At 63.6% G+C, this 21,567-nt stretch carries 7 protein-coding genes and 1 pseudogene; 7 read left to right on the top strand and 1 reads right to left on the bottom strand.

The features are described from left to right. Positions 1-15: 15 nt before the first annotated feature. The 5 genes and pseudogenes from QQL85_RS08415 to QQL85_RS08400 all read left to right on the top strand — a co-directional run bounded on the left by QQL85_RS08415 (position 16) and on the right by QQL85_RS08400 (position 6,542). Positions 16-939 carry a LysR family transcriptional regulator gene (locus tag QQL85_RS08415; protein WP_284356004.1) on the top strand — a complete coding sequence of 308 codons (924 nt, stop codon included), beginning with the start codon at positions 16-18 and terminating at the stop codon, positions 937-939. A gap of 217 nt (positions 940-1,156) precedes the next feature. Then, complete coding sequence (locus QQL85_RS08410) at positions 1,157-3,400, top strand: TonB-dependent receptor (RefSeq protein ID WP_284356003.1); 2,244 nt, start codon at positions 1,157-1,159, stop codon at positions 3,398-3,400. Positions 3,401-3,540: 140 nt separating this feature from the next. Next, entirely contained in the window at positions 3,541-5,988 is a 2,448-nt protein-coding gene (locus QQL85_RS08405) for a TonB-dependent receptor plug domain-containing protein (protein WP_284356002.1), read from the top strand. An 8-nt stretch (positions 5,989-5,996) separates the two neighbouring features. Next, a pseudogene (locus QQL85_RS26740) lies at positions 5,997-6,080 on the top strand (ABC transporter ATP-binding protein); the annotation flags it as partial. Positions 6,081-6,245: 165 nt separating this feature from the next. Continuing rightward, on the top strand, positions 6,246-6,542 hold the full coding sequence (locus tag QQL85_RS08400) for a chorismate mutase (protein WP_284356001.1): 297 nt from the start codon (positions 6,246-6,248) through the stop codon (positions 6,540-6,542). A gap of 56 nt (positions 6,543-6,598) precedes the next feature. Here the strand turns inward: QQL85_RS08400 and QQL85_RS08395 are convergent, their stop codons facing one another. Continuing rightward, positions 6,599-17,938: a peroxidase family protein gene (locus QQL85_RS08395; RefSeq protein ID WP_284356000.1), complete on the bottom strand. Its 11,340-nt coding sequence runs from the start codon at positions 17,936-17,938 to the stop codon at positions 6,599-6,601. A gap of 545 nt (positions 17,939-18,483) precedes the next feature. On the opposite strand from QQL85_RS08395, the gene QQL85_RS08390 reads away from it, so the two are divergent. After that, positions 18,484-20,220, top strand: coding sequence for a type I secretion system permease/ATPase (locus QQL85_RS08390; protein WP_284355999.1), 1,737 nt, complete (start codon positions 18,484-18,486; stop codon positions 20,218-20,220). 6 nt (positions 20,221-20,226) lie between these two features. Then, positions 20,227-21,567, top strand: a complete 1,341-nt coding sequence (locus QQL85_RS08385; protein ID WP_284355998.1) for an HlyD family type I secretion periplasmic adaptor subunit — start codon at positions 20,227-20,229, stop codon at positions 21,565-21,567.

The raw sequence follows: 21,567 nt of genomic DNA, 5'->3' as shown, positions 1-21,567 counted from the left end.
ACGCCTGGAGTGAAGATGCTGCGCATCACTGACCTCGAACTGTTCGTGCGTAGCAGCGTACTGGGCAGCTTCACGGCCGCCGCCCACGAAGCCGGCCTGCTACCTGGACAGGTGGCCGCTGCGATCAAACGCCTCGAGCGCGACCTTGATGTGCGCCTGTTCGCCCGTACCACCCGCAGCCTGCGCCTTACCGCCGAAGGCGAGCGTTACCTGCCGACCGCCCTGAATGTGCTGGATAGCCTTCGTCAGGGGCACGAAGACCTGCATGGCAACCCCAGCACCCTGCGTGGCACCCTGCAGGTGTCGGCACCCTCCGACCTGGGCCGCAACATGCTGTTGCCATGGCTGAGCGCCTTTCGCCGCGAGCACCCGGCCCTGCACCTGCGCTTCTTTCTGTCTGACCAGATTGCCGACCTGAACCGTGACCCGGTGGACGTGGCCATCCGCTATGGTCTCAACCAGGACGCCAATTACATCGCCCTGCCCTTGGCCAGTTGGAACCGCCGGGTGCTGGTGGCCTCGCCCGACTACCTGGCCCGCCACGGCCACCCCGTCACGCCGGAAGCCCTGCAGGAGCATGCCTGCCTGCTGTACATGCAGCACAACCGGGTCTACGACAAGTGGCGGGTGGGCAACCGCACCGTGCAGGTCAGCGGGCCGTTGGTCAGCGACGATGCCGACGTGATCCGCCGCCTGGCCCTGCAAGGTGAAGGCATCGTCTACAAATCGTGGCTGGACGTGAGCGCCAACATTGCTGCCGGCGAGCTGCAGATCATCCTGCCCGAATACCTGGGTGAGTCCGTGCCTGTTACCCTGGTTTGCCCGCACCGCAAACAACTCACGCCTGCGGTGTCGCAACTGCACCTGTGGCTGCGTGACCACTTCGAGGCACTGCGCGCCCGGGCACTGAACAACGGTTGCACAATCGTTCCAGACTGAGTGCCGGCAAGCAACGAGCAGGGTGCCAAAGCGCCCGCAACAAGCCGCACACCACCACTGCTGCCCCAGCAGCACCCGCCCAGCACCCAACTGCTGCCCAACCTGCAACACCGCCTGAGCAAACCCAAAAAAACCATATGAAACAATACGTTAGAGACATGGCACAGTCCCTGCTCTAGCCCTCCCCAACAACGCTTTACATACGGGGAGATCCACCATGCATCCGCTCAATCCACTGGCCCGCCAGATCAGCCTTGCGCTGCTGTTGGCCGGTACCGGCAGCCAGGCCATCGCCGCCGACGAAGACAACAAGAACGAACCCGCCCTTGAAACCGTAACGGTCACCGCTCAGCACCGAGAGCAGACCTTGCAGGAAGTACCGGTTGCCGTGTCGGCCATCAAGGGCACCAGCATCACCGCCGATGGCGTGCGCTCGATGGGCGACATCACCACCTTCGTGCCCAACGCCTCGGCCAAGAACCCCGATGGCGACGGTCGCCCGCGTTGGTATATCCGCGGTCTGGGCACCGGCGATACCGGCGCGGCAACCGTCTTCCCGGTGGGCATCTACGCGGACGACGTCTACCTCAACGCGCCCATCGCCGGTGGCGGGCCGCTGTTCGACCTGGAACGCATCGAAATCCTGCGCGGGCCGCAAGGCACCCTGTATGGCAAGAACACCACGGCCGGCGCCGTGAACGTGATCTCGAAGAAGCCCACCTTCGACACCGACGGCTATGGCACTGTCGGCTTCGGCAGCAAGAACGAGCGTATTGTCACCGGTGCCATCGGCGGTGCGCTGGTCGATGAAAAACTGGCCGGGCGAGTAGCGCTGTATTCCGAAGAGCGTGACGGTTTCCAGAACAACGACTTCGACGGCAACACCTACGGTGATGTGAACAAGAAAGCCATCCGCCTGCAGTTCCTGGCCCAGCTCAACCCCGACCTGGACGCCCTGCTCAAGCTGCACAGCCGCCAGTTCAAAGGCGATGGCAGCAACGGCTCGCTGCCGGTTGGCCGCTACTACAACGTCGGCTACGAACGCCCGCACGGCCGCGATATCTCGCTGAACGTCAACGAAGACTATCGCCTTGACCACGACGGCGCCTCACTGACCTTCAACTGGTACCTCGGCGATTACACCCTGACCTCGATCAGCGCCTACGACTACCTCCGCAACCGCTCCACCAGCGATGCCGACTACACCCCCTACGAGGTCAACGGCGCGGCCATCACCGACAACAGCTACCGCCAGTGGTCGCAAGAGCTGCGTCTGGCCTCGCCGGAAGATCGCCCACTGCACTGGCTGGTGGGTGCGCACTACTTCCATGAAGACCTGGACAGCTCGGCGCAACGCATCGTCACCCCGGGGCCGACGCCCAACGGCACCGGCTCGAACCAGGTGGGCACCACCGCGTTCCGCGACCTGGGTTACGACCACCGTACCGACAGCTATGCGCTGTTTGGCAACCTGACCTACGACTTCACCGACGACTTCAGCGTCACCGGCGGCCTGCGCTGGACCCAGGAGAAGAAAGACATCGACCTGGACCTGGTGCAACTGACCCGCGCCACCGCCAGCGGCCCGCTGATCCCGCTGGGCGGAGTGGGCACCAACGGTAACCGCCAGGAAGACAAGACCTGGGAAGCCTGGACCTACGACCTCACCCCCGAGTACCGCATCAACGACAACCTGCGGGTGTTCTTCCGCTACGCCCACGGCTTCCGCTCGGGCGGCTTCAACACTGGGCTGTCAACCAGCTTGGCGCAGCTGACAACGGTCGACCCGGAACAGCTGGATGCCTACGAACTGGGGCTGAAGTCGGAGTGGTTCGACCGCCGCCTGACGGTCAACGCCAACGTCTTTTACTACGACTACTCCGACATCCAGGTGAACCTGCTGACGGTGAACAACGGCGTGCTCACCACCGCGCTGACCAACGGCGCCAAGGGCAAGGTCAAAGGCGCGGAACTGGAAATCGAAGGCCAGCCGACCGAGCGCCTGCACTTGCGCGCGGCGGTGTCGTTCCTCGACACCGAATACACCGACTTCAAGAACACCAACCCTACCACCGGCGCGGTGACCGGCGACTACAGCGGCAACAGCTTCGTGCGCTCCCCGCGCAACGTGGTGTCGCTGGGCGCGGACTACACCATCCCGCTGGAAGTGGGCGGCAAGCTGGTGGCCGGTGGCGACGTGAGCTTCCGTGACAAGGAGTACTTCCTGGCCGACCGCCAGAGCAGCGCCGACGCCACCCTCAGCCAGCCCCACTACACCCTGGCCAACGCCCGCCTGAGCTGGTTCAGCCACGACGACAAGCTAAGCGTGACCGGCTTCGTCAACAACCTCACCGACCGCCGCTACCAGGTGCATGGCCGGCCCAACGGCACTGCCGGGCAGTACGTGATCACCTACGGCGACCCGCGCACCGTTGGGCTCAGCGTTACCAGCCGATTCTAGGTTGCTCTTCCGGGCCCTATCGCCGCCAAGCCAGCGCCCACAAGTCCCCGCAGATCTCAGGTCCATTGCTGTACCTGTGGGAGCTGGCTTGCCGGCGATAGGGCCAGCACTGCCAATACATCATTCAGCAGGAACACCCCATGCCCCACAACACCCCCTTGGCCAGCGCCATCGCCCTGGCCATCGCAAGCCTCGCCGCGCCCGCCTTCGCCGCCGAACCCAATGACCGCCTCGACACCGTGGTCGTGGTCGGCACCCACCGCAGCGACGTCACCGCCCTGCAAAGCGCGGCCCCGGTCGATGTACTGAGCGGCGAAAAACTCCAGGAGACTGGCGCCAGCGACCTGTCCGCCGCACTTACAGCACTGTCGCCCTCGTTCAGCTTCCCGCAATCACCACAAGGTGCTTTCGCAGGTTCCATCGCCCAGGGCGCCTCGCTACGCGGCCTGGCTTCCGACCAAGTGCTGGTACTGGTCAACGGCAAACGCCGGCACACCAGCGCCAACGTTACCCGTCAGGGCCTGGTCAACGCCCGTGGCGCGGCAGCGGTGGACCTCAGCCTGATTCCACTGTCGGCCATCGAACGCGTGGAAATCCTCCGTGACGGCGCCGCCGCCCAGTACGGCTCTGATGCCATTGCCGGGGTGATCAACATCGTGCTCAAGGAGCGCGACGAAGGTGGCAACGCCGGCTACCGCTTCGGCGGTTACAAGAAAGGCGACGGCCTGCAACGCAAGCTCAGCGGCTGGAAAGGCTTTGCCTTGCCCAATGACGGCTTCGTGACCCTGGCCTTCGACGCCGGCAGCCAGGACCCGGCCAGCGACACCCGCGACGACAACCGGCTGTTCTACCCCGGCTCCACCAGCATCGACAGCGCGCGCGAGCAAAACAACCGCTACCGTAACTGGCGCTGGGGTTCGGGCAATGTCTCGGACCAGTACAACTTCACCGCCAACGCCGAAATGGGCTTGAGCGACGGCCTTAGCGCCTACGGCTTTGCCACCTACGCGCACAAGAATACCGACGCCGAGAACTTCTTCGACCCGCCCACCACCCTGCGCAGCAACTACGGCAGCGTGGCGCTGGCGCGCTACCCGGACGGCCGCCTGCCGGTCACCCGCTATGGCCTGGAAGACTTTGCCGTCACAGGTGGCCTGCGTTTCGAAGACCAGGCCCTGGGCAAATTCGACCTGGCGTTGAACTACGGCAACAACCAGGTCGACTCCACCGACCGCAACGCCATCAACCCCAGCTGGGGTACAGCGAGCCCCTCGACGATCTACACCGGCCGCCGCGAAGCCGACCAGACCAACCTGACCCTGGACTGGACCCGCGACTTTGCCAACGACTGGTTGTTCAAACCCCTTACAGTCTCTGCCGGGCTGGCCTGGCGTCAGGAAAACTACGACCTGACCGAGGGCGACGCCGCCGGCTGGTCCAACGGCCCGCTGTTCAACACCGTTGACCCGGCCTCTGGCCGACGCATCCCCGGCTATTACTCGGGCATCACCCAGGTCGATGCCGTGTCGCTGGACCGTCGCGTGATCGGCGCCTATATCGATGTCGAAGCCCAATTGACAGAAAAATTCCAGGCCGGCGTGGCGGTGCGCAGCGAGCACTATTCGGACTTTGGTGACACCACCAACGGCAAGCTGTCGCTGCGCTACGACTTCACTCCGCAGATCGCCGCACGGGCCAGCGCCAGCACCGGCTACCGTGCGCCTTCGCTGGTGCAGAGCGGGCTGTCGTCGTTCAGTGTGCAAGTGGTGGAGCAGCCGCCGGGCAGTGGCAACTGGGTCGAGGTGCAGCAGCGCACCCTGCGCGCCGACAGCCCGGAAGCTGCCTTGCTGGGCGGCAAGGCGCTGAAGCCGGAGGAGTCGACCAACTTCTCCGTGGGCCTGGTCTGGCGACCGTTGCCCAATGCCTCGGTCACCCTCGACGCTTACCGCATCGACATCGACAACCGCATCACCCTGTCCGACCAGTTGCCGGCATCGGTGGTGGGCCCGATCTTCGCTGGCACTCCCTACGCCAACATCCAGAGTGCGGCGTTCTATACCAACATCGCCGATACCCGCACCGACGGTTTCGAGTTGGCGGGCCATTATCAGCTGGACGTGGGCCGCTGGGGGCGCGTGGACTTCAACGGCGGCTATGCGCGCAACAATACCCGCATCACCGGGCTGGATGATGTGGGCAACATCCCCGGCAACCAGATCATCGGCCGCAACACCCAAGGGCTGATCGAGGATGGCACGCCCAAGGGCAAGCTCACGCTCAGCGCCAACTGGCTGTATGACAGCTGGAGCGTCACCGTGGCTCAGCGCCGTTATGGCGAATGGAAGAATCGCAACGCCGCCAACCCCACGCTGGACCAGACCTTCAGCCCACAGTGGGTAACCGACCTGGATGTGTCGTACCGCTTCGACCTGGGTCTGACCTTGTCGGCGGGTGCGATCAACCTGTTCGACAGCCACCCAGACAAGCTCAAGGGCGCACAGTTGTATGGCGTGCCGAAGTACTCCATCACCAGCCCGGAGGGGGCGCAGGGGGCATTCTACTACACCAGTGTGAGTTACGATTTCTGATCTGAAACCGCCGCCCTGCGGTGATCATGGTGTCCCACGATAGTGAAGAGGCGCTGTACCTTGGTGACCGGGTGATCGTGCTTCCTGAGCACGTTGAGCCCGGTGCCAGCCCGCAACCGGGCAGAAGTACTGTGCTGGCCTGGCGGGGAACTACGGGCATTACGGGGCCCCCAGGAACGCTACGTTGAACGTGCGCTACGACTTCTAAGGCTCAGCACCTGTGGTACTGTCCAGCATCCCCCCAAGGAGCTTCACACATGGACGTACGCTGCACATCGATTGAAGACGTTCGCGCGCGCATCGACCACATCGATCAGAACCTGGTCGCCCTGCTCGCCCAACGCGGCCAGTTGGTGGCCCAGGCGGCCGCTTTCAAAAAGACCACCGATGACGTGCGCGCACCGGCGCGGGTCGAGCAGGTAATTGCCAAGGTGAGGGGGATTGCCGAAGAAACGGGGGCTTCGCCAGAGGTGGTGGAGCGGGTTTATCGGGCGATGATTGCAGCGTTCATCGATGAAGAGTTGAGCGTGCATGCCAGTTTGGCCGGCAAATAAACCGGGGCTGCACAGCAGCCCCGGTATTTGAAGACAACACCTTACCCCTGGGCTCCTCAACCCGCCAAGGTGAAGTCCGCTGCCGTTACTGTAGTTGCATCCGCCACCCCTACCAGGCGGATGGAGTCGGTGGCGCCAATGCTGACCAGCGTATCGTCGCCAACATCGGCGATGGTGACGCTGGCGGCAAAGGTGGCCGCCGTGATGTTGAAGGCGGTGATATCCAGCCGGTCCTGACCACCCGCCGCGTTGCTGTCGAAGTTGATGATCAGGTCATTGCCGAAGCCAGCGGCGAACTGGAAGACATCATTGCCGTCAGTGGCCATCATCGTGTCATCCCCGGCGCCGCCGTTGACTGTATCGTCGCCAGCCGCACCGTTGAGGAAGTCACTACCGCTACCACCCGACAGGATGTCGTTGCCAGCATCACCGAACAGTGTGTCGCTGCCTGCACCACCGTTCAGGATGTCGTTGCCAAGGCCACCATCGAGGCTGTCGTTGTCGTCGCCGCCGTTCAGGGTATCGTTGCCACTGCCACCCAACAGTTGGTCGCTACCCGCGCCACCGTTGAGTTGGTCGTTGCCCGCACCTGCGGTGATGATGTTGTCCAGCGTGTTACCGCCACCGACGAAATTGCCAACCCCGGTATAGGTCAGGTTTTCGACATTGGCACCCAGGGTGTAGCTGCCTAGGGTGGTACGCACGCTGTCAGTACCGGCCCCCGTGGACTCGAAGACCAGATCCCCAGCGTTATCCACCACATAAGTGTCATTGCCGAGACCACCGACCAGGCGGTCGGCCCCTTCAGCGCCATTGAGCAGGTCGTTGCCAGCGCCGCCGAAGAGGATGTTGTCCAGCGTGTTGCCACCACCGATGAAGTTGCCCACCCCGGTATAGGTCAGGTTTTCGACATTGGAGCGCAGTATGTAGCTGGTCAGCGTGGTACGCACATCATCCGTACCGCCTCCCGTATTTTCGAACACCAGATCTCCAACGTTATCCACCACATAGGTGTCGTTACCGAGACCACCCACCAGGCGGTCGGCCCCTTCAGCGCCATTGAGCAGGTCGTTGCCAGTGCCGCCGAAGAGGATGTTGTCCAGCGCGTTACCACCACCGATGAAGTTGCCGACCCCGGTATAGGTCAGGTTTTCGACGTTGGAACGCAGGATGTAGCTGGTCAGCGTAGTACGCACGTCATCCGTACCGGCCCCCGCATCCTCGAACACCAGATCCCCAACGTTATCCACCACATAGGTGTCGTTGCCGAGACCACCTACCAAGCGGTCGGCACCTTCACCGCCATTGAGCCGATCGTTGCCAGCACCACCGAAGAGGATGTTGTCCTGCGTATTGCCACCACCGATGAAGTTGCCCACCCCGATGTAAGTCAGGTTTTCGACGTTGGAACGCAGGATGTAGCTGGTCAGCGTGGTACGCACGTCATCCGTACCGCCTCCCGTATTTTCGAACACCAGATCCCCAGCGTCATCCACCACATAGGTGTCGTTGCCAAGCCCCCCCACCAGTCGGTCCGCACCTGCACCGCCATTGAGCCGATCGTTGCCAGCGCCGCCGGTAATGGTGTTGGCCAGCGCGTTACCACCACCGATGAAGTTGCCCGCGCCGGTATAGGTCAGGTTTTCGACGTTGGCACCCAGGATGTAGCTGGCCAGGCTGGTCTGCACCAGGTCGACGCCACCGTTGAGCGCTTCGCTCACCGTGTCGCCGACGTTGTCGACCACAAAGGTGTCGTTGCCTCCACCGCCGGTCATGGCATCCGCGCCAAGCCCGCCGTCGAGGAAGTCGTTGCCAAGTCCGCCAAACAGCTGGTCGGCGCCATCCAGGCCAGAGATCACGTCATTGCCCGCGCTCCCGACCAGGATATCGGCACCGTTGGTGCCGACCAGCGTCAACCCTGGCACTGCAGCAGTCACCGCCGAGGTGAGTGACTCCTGGGCGCCGAAGGCGTCGGTGTAGCGCACGATCACCTGCAATTGCTGACCACCTTGGTTGAGGCCCGGGGTGAAAGTGGCCCCAGTGGCACCCACGATGTCGCTGAAGACGCCGCCAGTACCTTGTTGCCACTGGAAGCTGAACGCCCCCAGCCCGTCCAGGTCGGCAATACTGCCGGTAAGTGCCGTCAGCGTCTGCCCGATGTCTGGCGTGGTGTCGCTGATCAACACCGCACCCGTCGGGGCATCATTGACGTTGGCCACCTGGTCGAGGATGTCGGAGGCAACACTTTCCTGCACACCGAAGTCATCCACATAGTTCACCACCACGCGCATGTTCTGCCCGACTTGCGCCTGGGTCAGGACAAAGGTGCTGCTGATGGCGCCAGCAATGTTGACCCAACCAAGCCCTCGGTTGGACTGCCACTGGAAGGTGAACTGCGGGTTGCTCAGGCCATCGGCATCGACAATGGTTGCCGTGTTGGCCGTCAGCGTCTGGTTCTGCACCAGCAGACCGGTCACAGCCGGGCCGGCGCTCGGGGCACTATTGGCCGACGAGTCGACGATTTCCAGCGTACCCTTGGCATCCTGGTACACCGCGCGTACGCGGATGCTCAGGCCAGCCACATCATCCGTGACCCGGTAGGTAGTGCCTGTCGCCCGCTGGACCTCACCTGCAGCGACAAAGGTAATGTCGTCGTATACCCCCGAACCCGGCAGGGTCTCAACTTGCCAGTAGTACGCCACAGGGCCATTGACCGCACCGGTCAGGTTGGACGCGCTGACGTTGTCCGCATCATGTACCGCCAGCGGCGATACACGCAGCAACTGGCCACTGACTGGCGTGTCGTCACGCACCCCGGAGGCAGCGTCGAGGATCGCCAGGTGCCCCGTGGGGCCGGCGTTCACGGCAGTGCCCACACCAGACGCCTGCGAGCGGTCAGAGAACTGCAGGCGCTCGATACCGGTCAGGCGGTCGACACCATCACGCCCGGCCACCAGGTCGGTGACGATCACCGCGTTGCCATCGACCACCACGCTGTAGTCGGTGGCCACCCCCGAGAACACCGCCGTGTCGTAGCTGTCGGTGCCATTGAGGATCTCCCGGATGATCACCAGCTGGCCCGGATTGTAGGTGCCATTGAGCATGAACGGCACCATCGGCTCCATGCTGTCGAAACTGGCGATTTCCGGGCCGGTGCCGTCGCTGTTGGCGCGCACGCTGATGCGCACGTTCAGCCACTTGTCACCGTCGAGGATGTCGTCGCCACCACGGCCTTCGATCAGGTCGCTGCCGCTGCCGCCGAGGATGATGTTGCCGCCATCGTAGAACGTCGCCCCGGCAGCCAGCAGGCTGGACAGGCCGTTGATCAGGTTGATGTTGGTCAGCACGCTGCCCGTGGCGCCATTGGTCGGCAGGCTGGCGGCGTCTTCGTTGTCACCGCGCAGGAAGTCGCCATGGGACGAGCCCGACAGGCCTTCCATGATATCGAAGCGTACCAGCGCCGAAGCGCCCGAGCCCGGTACCGGCGGCACATCGAAGAAGCGGTCGCTGTAGTCGACGGTCACGCCCTGGGCCAGGTCCTTGAAGGTCGCCCAGTCGTAGCCGGAGCCGCCGATATAGCGGTCGCCGAAGCCCAGGCTGCCGACCATGATGTCGTCGCCGCCTTCACCGTTGAACTTGTCGTTCTCGTTGCCGCCGATGAACACGTCGTTGCCGATGATCGGGTCGTTGCCGAGTGGGTCGAAGTTGTCGCCAGGCGCACCGTCCGAGGTGCCTTTCTCGATCCAGTCGTCGCCTTCGTTACCCATGTCCTGTTCGTTGGCCTTGCTGCCCAGGATAAAGTCGTTGCCCTGGCCGCCAATGGCTTCGGAAGCGTCCTCACCGGTGACGATGAAGTCGTTGCCGAAACCGCCGATGATCAGGTTGACGCCATTACCGCCGTGCAGCACATCGTTGCCGTCGCCGCCCTGGATGTTGTCGTCACCGCCCATGTCGCTGATGATGTCGTCGCCGGCGCCACCGCGCAGCTGGTCGTTGCCGTCGCCACCCTCGATGCGGTCGTTGCCGCCATCGCCCCAGACCGTGTCGTCACCCTCGCTGGACACCAGGATGTCGTCACCGTTGGTGCCGCCCAGCACGATGTGCTCGGCACCGGCATAGCGGATGTAGTTGGTGTCCGGGCCAACCGTCAGCGGGCTGTCGCGGAACACCACCTGCTCGCCGTTTTCACCCAACGGGTCGGCGTTGCCCAAGCCGTCGTTGTATTGCTTGGTCTGGTCCAGTTCCAGGTAGAAGCCCGGGTCGGAGAACACCAGGCCCGGCAGGTGGGTGGCCGAGGTGTTGGCCATGATCAGCTTGGCGAACGAGTTGCTTTCCAGCTCGGCGTTCATCGACAGGCCAGAGGTGCGCTCCAGGTAGTAGAAGCGGTCGCCGTCCTGCAGTTTCTCCATCTGGTTTTCGAACACGAAGTTGAAGGTGCTGCCGAGCATGCCGCCGAACGGGGTCTTCTCTTCGGCCAGGCCGCCGATCCACAAGTCGATGGCATCGACACCGGTGATGGTGACTGCCTTCAGGTCATCGGCGGTGCCCAGCACGCCATCCTTGCCCGGCAGGGTCACATTGGCCCAGGCGCCACTGCTGTTGAGGAAGTCCAGCCGGTCGGTCGGCGCGCCATCGCCGCCGAATACCAGGGCCATGGCCGCAGCACGTTTTTCCAGCAACGTGGTGGCACCGGTAATGCTGCTGTGGGTGCCGTAGGCGGCGATGAAGTTGATCAGCGACTCCGGATGCTTCAGGTGTTCTACCAGGTCGACCCAACTGGTGTACGGCTTGAGCTGGGTATCGCCGGTTTGCGCGTAGATGTCGCGGCGCACAGCGTTCAGCGAGGGAATGCCGACGTCACGGCCACGCGCAATGTTGATCGCCGGCAGGTCCAGCGGCAGGCCGAGCAGGTTGTTGCGCAGCGCCTCGGTGACGAACTCGTCGATTTCGTTACCGGCCTGGCGGGTGACCCCGCGCACGATGGCACTGGTGGCATCCTCGGGGGTGACGCCACTGGCGGCATAGGCCAGCGGGTTGAGGAACGCCGCGATCAGGCCCAGTTGCTGGTCAGGGTTGGCGCTGGCCGGGTCCTTGATGACGTTGAAGTCGACGTCGAAGCGGTCGACGGTTTCGGTCAGCATCGAGTGGCCGAAGCGGTACACGGTGTGGGCGAACTCGGCCACGATCGACGCATCGAGGTCGACGTCATACACCTGGGTCGGCGCAAAGAACAGGTCCACCCGCGGCTGCACGGTACGGGCGAACTCCTCGAACACCAGGTGCTGGTACTGCATCTCGGTACCGAACTTGGCGGCCTGGAACAGCCGCTCGCCGTTCCACACCAGGGCATCGATCTCGGCCGGGGTAACCGGCAAGGCGGTGACCGGGTTCAGCAACCACTCGTTGAGGAAGGCCAGGTCGCCCGAATCGAGCACGGTGTCCATGGTCTGCGCCACCAGCCGGTTGTGCTCGGCATGGAAGATCGCATGCACGGCGGTCAGGCCGATGTTCTCGTTGACCCGGCCATCACCGGCGATGTAGTGCGCATCCAGCAGTTCGTTGTCGTAGGCCAGGTTGGCACCGGTCTGCGGGTTGACGGGCACGGCGTTGCCGGCCACGTTGTCGTCATCCGGCGCCAGCACGCCACCGCTGAACACCGGCACGGCATTGTGCGCGATGTCGGCAAGGAACTGGTGCCCTGTGCGCACAGCGTTCGTGAGGCTGATTGGCGCCAGCGGGTTACCTTCAACCTGCTGGTCATCGGCAGTGCCGGCAATGCCGTCGAGGCCTTTCATCACTACCATCGGGAAGCCGTTCGGCCCCTTGATGAAATTGCCGTAGGCATCGGTTGCCAGGAGCGGCCCGTTATCCACGTCAGCGTCGGTAAGGTTGATGCCGAGTACGTCACGGGCCTGAGCCTTGACCACCTTCCAGGTCGCCATGCCGCCGATTTCGGTGTCGTCTGCGGTGCCGTACTTGCCATCGAGGCCCAAGTCACGGTTGGTAATCAGGCGGCCAGTGGCAATGGGGCCGTCGTCGGTCAATACATAGGCGCGCAGGAACACCTGGTGCGAGGGGTGCGAGCTGTAGGTCTGGTTCTGGTCCACGAACGGCGTGGTGGTGTTGGTGTGCTCGTGGATGTCATCGGCGTTGCCAAGGATGCCATCCGGCCCTGGCAGGTTGGTGGCACGGGTCACTACCATGAAGTTGGTGAAACCACCTTCCACATACAGCGGGTCATCCGGCTGCAGCGGGATGTAGATGGTGCCCGAGCCACCCTTGGTGACCAGGTCCAGGCCATGGTCGAAGAACTGCCCGAAGAAGGTCATCCACGCGTTGAACGGCGCGGACAACCCGGCATCGGCGGCGGTGTTTTCAAACAGGTACACATCGTGGTCGTCGGTGGTGCCGAACTGGCCATCAAGGCCTGGGCTGGCAACGATGCGCACGCCATCCTTGAGCACGTCGTCGTTACCAGGTGTACCGAAGTTGAGCACGCCGTCCACGCCCGGGTCATACGCGGTGGCATAGGCCGCCGGGTTGTTGGAGGTCTGGTCGACCACCAGGTTACTGATGGTACGCGGCTGCGAGTCGAACACCGGGCCGCTGGTCTGCTGGTACGAAGAACCGGGGATGGCCGGCGAGCCTGGGCCAAAGAAGCCGGCCGGGGCACCTTCTGCCGGGTTGAACACCGGGTCGGTAAGACGCGGGAAGACGTTGTCGGCAGCACCGAACTCCGTGTTGTTGATGCCGTTGAGGTTCATCAGGTTGTTGTTCGAACCGTCAACCGCCCTCAGGCCCAAAGGTGCGCGGATGTTGGGGATCAGCGACAGAATGTCCTGCCCGGCGGCATCGGCCTCGGCGATCTTGATCTGGGCCAGGATGAAGTTGAGGTCGGAGCGCACCATGTGCAGCCCCTCCCCGCCAGCAGTAGCATCCACGACCGGGGTGACCGGGGTCGGCACCACAGGTGCGCCCGGCTGCACCACGGCCGTGGGCTGCGAGAACAGCACTTCAGTGGTGCCATGGGCGTCCTGGTAGATCGCCTTGACCCGCAGGCTCAACCCGGCCAGGTCCGGCGAAACCTTGAACGAGGTACCATCGGCGCTCTGGAACGCCAGGTCACCCGCCGGCAGCAGGATGATGTCCTGGAACACGCCGCTGCCTGGGTCGGCCTCGAATTGCCAGTAGTACGACACCGAACGGTCGGCAAGTGTGCCTGTCGGATTGCCCGCGCTGATGTTGTCGGCATCGAGTACACCTGCCACGCTCACCGTCAGCATGTCGCCCACGGTAATCGCGCCACCGTTGCCATCGAGCACGGCCGGGCTGCCGGTGGGTTGCGCGTTCACCCCTTCCACCAGCACGCGCTGGCTGTCGGCAAACTGCAAGCGCTCTATGTGCAGCAAGGTATCGACGCCATCGCGGCCGGCCACAGTATCGGTCACCGTCCACACATCATCGGCAACGTCGGCCGTGCCTTTGGTGTTCTGGGTCACCACATATTCGCTTTGCACCCCCGAGAATATGGCGGTGTCAAAGGCCGCGCCGCCCGTCGAGGTACCGGGCAGGATTTCCCGCACGGCTTTCAGCTGGCCTGGGTTATAGGTGCGGTCAAGCATGAACGGGATCATGTCGACCATGCTGTCGAAGCTGGCGATCTCTGGCCCGGTGTGGTTGACGTCGCCTGGGGCATACACCGCAATGCGCACGTTCAGCCATTTGTCGCCATCGATCAGGTCATCGCCGCCACGGCCTTCGATCAGATCGCTGCCATTGCCGCCGAGCATGATGTTGCCGGTGGCAAAGCCCGTGGTCGGCAGCCCGGCATCGGCCAGGAATTGCTGCAGCCCGCGGATCAGCGCGACGTTGGTCAACGCGCTGCCGGTGGCACCGCCATGGTTGAGGATGGTCACGGCATCGACGTCATCGCCCTTGAGCACATCGGCGTAGTTCGAGCCGGACACCCCTTCCACCTCGGCGAAGCGGTCGAGGATACTGGCCGGCGAGGCGCCGACCGGGTTGAATACCCCGGCGTTCTGGTTCGGTGCATTGCCATGGGGCTGGGCCAGCGCGGCCAGGCTCAGGTCAACGGTGACGCCAACCTGGTCGTTCTTGTTGGTGACCCAGTCAAAGCCGGACATGCCGTCCATCTTGTCCTGGGCATCGCTGCCGACAAAGATGTCGTCCCCGCCCTCGCCGATCATTTCGTCAAAGCCACCGCCGCCAACGAAGATGTCGTTGCCGACCACTTCGTCACCCAGCAGCGGCGCAAAGTTGTCGCCAGGCGCACCGTCCTGGGTGCCCTTCTCGATCCAGTCATCGCCCTCGTTGCCGGTGGGCGGCAGGTTGGTCTTGGCGCCGAGGATGAAGTCATCGCCCTGGCCACCGAAGGTGGTGGAAATGTCCTCGGTGGTGATGATGAAGTCCTGGCCGTCGCCACCCAGGATCAAGTTGCCGGCCACCAGCATGCTGCCAGCGACGATCACATCGTTCCCGGCGTTGCCCTCCAGGCGGTTGTCGCCGAACGAGTCGGTGATGATGTCGTCACCTGCGCCACCCAGCACGGCGTCGTTGCCTGCGCCGCCTTCAAGGACGTCGTTGCCGGCATCGCCGTAAACGGTATCGTCGCCATCACCAGAGATGATGATGTCGTTGCCAGAGGTGCCACCCAGCACCACATGGTCTTCACCGGTGTAGTGCAGGAAGTTGCTGTCTGGCCCCACGGTATCGGGGTTGTCGCGAATCACCAGCGGCACGATTTCAACGCCGTTGATCTCGATGCCGCCCGTTGGGTCGGCTTTGCCGTCAGCGCCCAGCCCGGTGAACTGGTTGGCCTGGTTCACTTCCAGGGTGAAGGTAGGCGTGAGGAACACGGTGTTGGACAGGTGGGTGACGTCGGAGTTGGCCATGATCAACTTGGCAAAGGAGTTGTTCTCCAGCTCCGTACCGAAGTTCATGCCCGCCGTGCGCGACAGGTAGTAGAAGCGGTCGCCGTTCTGCAGCGCTTCCAGTTGGGTCTCGAAGACGAAGTTGAAGCTGGAGCCGAGCATGCCGCCAAAGGGCATTTTCTTCTCGGCCAAGCCGCCAACCCAGAAGTCGATGGCATCGACACCCGTCACCGTCACGCCGGCAATGTCGTCGGCCGTACCGGCGATGCCGTCTTTGCCGGCCAGTGTCACGTTGGCATAGGCGCCGGTGCCGTTGAGGAAGTCCAGGCGGTCGAGCGGTGAGCCGCTACCACCCAGCACCAGCGCCACGGCGGCGGCGCGTTTGTCCGCCTCGGTGGTGGCCCCGGTGATGGTGGAGTGAGTGCCGTAGGCGGCGATGAAGTTGATCAGCGACGCCGGATGCTTGAGGTGGTCGGCAAAGTCGGCCCAGCTGATGTAGGCCTTGAGTTGGCTATCGCCGGTTGCGGCATAGAACTCGCGGCGCGCCTCGTTCAGGCTGGGGATGCCGGTGTCACGGCCACGCGCAATGTTGAGCGCGGGCAGGTCCAGCGGCAGGCCGAGCAGGTTGTTGCGCAGGGCTTCGGTGACGAATTCGTCGATTTCGTTGCCCAATTGGCGGGTCACGCCGCGGATAATCGCACCGGCCGCTTCATCGGCGGTGGCACCGCTGCCGGCGAACGCCAGCGGGTTGAGGAAGGCGGCGATCAGGCCCAGTTGCTGGTCCGGGTTGTTCGGGTCGCCCGACACCGGGTTGAAGTTGGGGTCGAAGCGGTCGACGGTTTCGGTCAACATCGAGTGGCCGAAGCGGTACACCACATGGGCGAACTCGGCGAGGATCGCCGGGTTGATCGATGTGTCGTAGCCGTTGGGGGCCAGGAACTCGTCGATCTGCGGCTGGATGGTGCGCGCGAACTCTTCGAACACCAGGTGCTGGTACTGCATCTCGGTGCCGAACTTGGCGGCCTGGAACAGCCGCTCGCCGTCCCATACCAGCGCGGCGATGCCGGCAGGCGTGGTGGGGATGGCGGTGACATCGTCGATCAGCCACTCGTTGAGGAACGCCAGGTCGCCCGAAGCCAGCAGGGTGTCTTTGGTCTGCTGCACCAGGCGGTTGTGCTCGGAGTGGAACACATGGTGGACGGCAGTGAGGCCGATGTTTTCGTTCACCCGGCCGTCACCGGCGATGTAGTGGGCGTCGAGCAGTTCGTTGTCGTAGGTCAGGTTGTTGCCGCCTGGGCCCACAGGCTGCGCGTTACCTACCGCCGAGTCGGCATCGGCCTGCAACACGCCGCCGACCACCACGGGCGCGGCGTTATGGGCAATGTCGTCAAGGAAGCCATGCCCGGTGCTCACGGCATTGGCCAAGCTGATGGGCGCGGCGAGGTTGCCTTCGACCAGTTGGGTGACGTCATCGGCGGTGCCGGCAATGTTATCGGCGCCATTGCTCACCCGCATCACCACCTGCGGCATACCGTTTGGCCCGCGCACGAAGTTGCCATAGGCATCGGTGGCCAGCAGCGGCACGCTGTGCACGTCGGCGTCAGTCAGGTTGATACCCAGCAGATCGCGGGCCTGGGCCTTGACTACCGCCCAGGTGGCCATACCGCCGTTTTCGCTGTTGCCATCGTCGGCGGTGCCGAACTTGCCGTCCGCGCCCAGGTCGCGGTTAGTGATCAACCGCCCGGTGGCCACCGGGTCGCCTGCGGCATTCAACGCATATTCGCGCAGGAACACCTGATGCGAGGGGTGCGAGCTGTAGGTCTGGCTCTGGTCGACGAACGGCGAGGTGGTGTTGGTCTGGCTGTCGTCGGCCGTACCCACCACACCATCGGCACCGGCGGTACGTACAGCGCGTGAAAGCACCATGAAGTTGGTCGGGCTCCCTGCCACGAACAGCGGGTCGTCCGGGCGCAGCGGAATGAACACGGTATCGGTGCTGCTTTTGGTGACCAGGTCCAGGCCGTGGTCGAAGAACTGGCCAAAGAAGGTCATCCAGGCGTTGAAGCCTGCGGTCAGGCCTACGTCGGGCGAGACGTTAGGGATGAAAAACACCGGCTTGTCGTCAGCGGTGCCGAACACCCCGTCGATACCGGGGCTCATCACCGGGGCTGCGCCGCCATTGGCCTCCACCGCAGCGGGGTTGTTCGCCGTCTGGTCGACGATCAGGTTACTGATGGTGCGCGGTTGCGAATCGACGACATTGCCGGTGCCCACATAATTGGCGCGGTAAGAGGCATCGAGCAGACGCAGGAACGCGTTGTCGGCAGCACCGAACTCGCTTTGCCCGGCAACCAGGTTGTTGAAGCTGCCGTCCACGGTGCGCAGGCCGAACGGCACCTGGCTGTTGGGCAGCAGGTCGATCAGGCTGGCGCCATCGGCGTGGGCTTCGGCGATGAAGATCTGTTTGAGGATGAATTCCAGGTCTGACTTACTGAAATTGGCCATTTCAATTGCCCTCGATCTTTCAAGAGAAATCACAGGGCAACAGGGTCCTTCCCGCGCCCAGTCAGTGTTGACGTGCGCAGTATCTGGTTCATTTTCGGGGCTCGGTGGCACAACGCTTTTTTGCTGGCGCCACGGCCTCATTGCTGGCAAACCGGCTCCCACCGTTCCGGGTGGGAACCCTGTTAATCGTGCGATACAGGTGTAACGCACATGCATCGACCCCAGCTCGCACAGGGCCCGAATACTTCAGACTAAAGTCGCAGGGCAAAAGCTTGTCAATATCCCGTCAAAAAAATCGTTCAATGATGATAATGCGATGCAACTAGCTGTTTTCTTGACACTTATAAAAAGTTCAAAGTGTTAATAGAGCAAAATGATATTACTGAATGTTTCGTTGCAACCTACGCTCCAGCATGTGGGAGCAACGCAGCGTAATGGGCTATCCGCCATAAGAGCGACCCGTCTGCGAGCCAACCAAGTAGCCACAACTACCGTTGTACGGGGCGCCGCAAGGGCTTCCCGACTTGTAATAAGGGAGGCCCCCGATGCCAAAGCCACCACGCACCCGCTCCGAGCTGGCCGACGTATTGTTTCGCTTGCGCCGTAGCTTCTATGCCCTGGCCGCCTTCAGCGGCGTGATAAACGTCATGATGTTGACGCCAGCTATTTATATGCTGCAGGTGTACGACCGTGCGCTGGTCAGCCGTAACGTCACTACCCTGGGCATGCTCACCGTGCTGGTGGTCGGGTTGTTCCTGCTGATGTCGGCGCTGGAGATGACGCGTACCCGCGTGCTGATCCGGGTGGGTAACTGCCTGGACATGGACCTCAACCGACGCATCTTCAGCGCCGCGTTCGAGCGCAACCTGAGCCGCGCCGGCGGCAACCCGGCCCAGGCCCTGCAGGACCTGGCGCAAGTGCGGCAATTTCTGACCGGCAACGGCCTGTTCGCCTTCTTCGATGCGCCGTGGACGCCGATCTACCTGCTGGTCTGCTACCTGATCCACCCGTGGCTCGGGCTGGTCACGATGATCGGTTCGCTGATCCTGGTGGGCTTGGCCTACCTCACTGAAAAGGCCACGCAAAAACCCTTGGCCGAGGCCAACCAGGCCGCCATGTCGTCGGCCAGCTACGCCAACAACAACCTGCGCAACGCCGAAGTGATCGAGGCCATGGGCATGCTGCCGTCAATCGGCAAACGCTGGTACCAGGGCCACTTGCGCATCCTGCAGATGCAGACCCTGGCCTCCGACCGCGCGGCGCTGATCAGCAGCACAGGGCGCTTCGTGCGCATCACCTTGCAGTCGTTGATTCTCGGTACCGGTGCACTGCTGGCGATCGAGGGCAAGATCACCCCCGGCATGATGATCGCCTGCTCGATCCTGACCGGTCGCGCCCTGGGCCCGGTGGAACAGGTGATTGCCTCATGGAAGCAGTTGCTCGGTTGCCGCTTGGCCTGGGGCCGGCTCAATGACCTGCTGCAGGACTACCCGCAGCGGCCACCGAGCATGTCGCTGCAACGACCGGTGGGCATGCTGGCCGTGGAAAACGTGATCGCCGGTGCCCCGGGTACCAACACCAGCATCGTGCGCGGGGTGAGCTTCAGCCTGGTCCCGGGTGAAAGCCTGGGCATCATAGGCCCTTCGGCTTCGGGCAAGTCCACCCTCGCCCGCCTGCTGGTGGGCGTGTGGCCGGCCCAGGCCGGCAAGGTACGCCTTGATGGCGCGGATATCTTCACCTGGAACAAGGCCGAACTGGGCCCTTGGCTGGGCTACCTGCCGCAAGACGTGGAGTTGTTCGAAGGCACCATCGCCGAGAACATCGCACGCTTTGCCGAAGTGGACAGCGACGCGGTGATCCGCGCGGCCCGCAGCAGTGGCGTGCACGACATGATCCTGCAGTTCCCACTGGGCTACGACACCCGCCTGGCGGCCGACGGCAGCCCGCTGTCCGGCGGCCAGAAGCAACGCATCGCCCTGGCCCGTGCACTGTATGGCGAGCCCAACCTGGTGGTACTGGACGAGCCCAACGCCAACCTCGATGACGTCGGCGAGAAAGCGCTGGTCGATGCGCTGGCCGAGCTGAAGGCGCGCGGCGCGACGGTGATCCTGATTTCCCACCGGCCCAATGTACTGTGCGCCGTGGACAAGATACTGATGCTACGCGACGGCGCTGTGCACATGCTTGGCAGCCGTGACGAAGTGTTCGCGGCGCTGCGCAAGGCCAGCGTGATCCCGGCGGCCACAGCGGCGCCGCTGGCTTCGGTCAAGGTACGGGAGTAACCCATCATGCAGATGACTCAACATTCCGAACTGATCCCGGCCGAAGCCAGGAACCTGATCGACCTGGATGCGGCCCGGCCGGTACGCTGGGGCGTGTGGATGGTGATCGCCGGCTTTGGCGGTTTCCTGCTGTGGTCTTGCCTGGCGCCACTGGACGCAGGCGTTGTGGCCACCGGCACGGTCAAGGTCACCAGCAACCGCAAGGCCGTGCAGCACCTGACCGGCGGTACGGTCGAGGCGATTCTGGTGCGCGAAGGCGATGTGGTTAAAAAAGGCCAGGAGGTGGTGCGCCTGGACGCGCTGCGCGCCGTGGCCGAGCAAGGTGCGCTCAGCGCCCAGTACATCGTCAGCAAGACCGTGGAGAACCGTCTGGAAGCCGAGCGCGACGGCCGCGACACGGTCACCTTCGACCCTGTCCTGCTCCAGCACTACGCCAGTGATCCACGCCTGCTGGCGGCCATGGACCTGCAACAGCGCCTGCTCGACACCCGCCGCGCCGGGCTGGCGGGTGAACTGAGCATCCTTGAGGAAAACCTCACCGCCTCGGCGGTGCAACTCAAGGGCCTGCAACAGGTGTACGGCGCCCGCGCCTCGCAAATCGGCTTCCTCAACCAGGAGCTGCAAGGTACCCGGGTGCTGGCCGCCGAAGGGTATGTGCCGCGCAACCGCCTGCTGGAGCTGGAGCGCAGCAATGCCGACCTGTCCGCCGGCCAGGCAGAAAACCTCAACAACATAGCCCGGGCACGCAGCCAGGCCACCGAGATCAAGCTGCGCATCCTGCAGCGCCAGCACGATTACCTGAAGGAAGTGGAATCGCAACTGACCGACACCGCCAAGGAAAACACCACCTTGGCCGACCGCTTGCGTGCGCTGGACTACGAGGTGACCCACACGGTGATCCGCTCGCCGATCGACGGCATGGTCCAGGGCCTGAGCATCGCCACGGTCGGCGGCATCATCCAGCCCGGCGCCAAGATCATGGAAGTCGTACCGCTCGACCAGCCCCTGCAGGTAGATGCGATGATCCCGGTGCAGGCCATCGACAAGATGGTCCCGGGCCTGGACGTGGACATCGCCTTCCCGGCCTTCAACCACGCGCAGACGCCGAACATTCCCGGGCGGGTGAAGACCATCTCCGCCGACCGCCTGCTCGACGAAGAAAGCAAGCAGCCGTTCTACCTGGCCCAGGTGGACGTGACGCCGGCCGGCATGAGCCTGCTGGGCAGCAACCACATCCGCCCCGGCATGCCCGCCACCGTCACCATCAAGACCGGCGAGCGCAACCTGCTCAGCTACCTGCTCAAACCCATGCTCGAACGCGTCGACGCCGCGTTCAAGGAGCAATGA

It is taken from the genome of Pseudomonas putida, assembly GCF_030159595.1.
In the GTDB taxonomy this organism is placed as follows: domain Bacteria; phylum Pseudomonadota; class Gammaproteobacteria; order Pseudomonadales; family Pseudomonadaceae; genus Aquipseudomonas; species Aquipseudomonas putida_AC.
Note: the sequence above shows the minus strand (reverse complement) of the source record. Positions and strands in the feature narration are given on the sequence as shown.